At 42.6% G+C, this 251-nt stretch carries 1 pseudogene; it reads right to left on the minus strand.

What is annotated here, in order from left to right:
• Nucleotides 1-231: pseudogene (locus SB724_RS21190) on the minus strand (ammonium transporter); the annotation flags it as partial.
• Nucleotides 232-251: the final 20 nt, after the last annotated feature.

The raw sequence follows: 251 nt of genomic DNA on the forward strand, positions 1-251 counted from the left end.
TAGCTCTTCCTCTTCGGTAACACGAATACCCATGGTTTGTTTTAAGACTGCCCAAACAATGAATGAAGCGATAAACACAAAGCCAATGATACATAGTAAACCAATTAACTGTGCCACAAGGTTAGCCTCGGCATTAGTAACCGGCACTAATACCACACCTAATATGCCGCATACACCATGCACAGAGATGGCACCTACAGGGTCGTCAATTTTCACTTTATCAAGTGCCACAATGCTTAGTACAACCAAAG

Source organism: Bacillus sp. SIMBA_031 (genome assembly GCF_046535225.1).
In the GTDB taxonomy this organism is placed as follows: domain Bacteria; phylum Bacillota; class Bacilli; order Bacillales; family Bacillaceae; genus Bacillus; species Bacillus velezensis.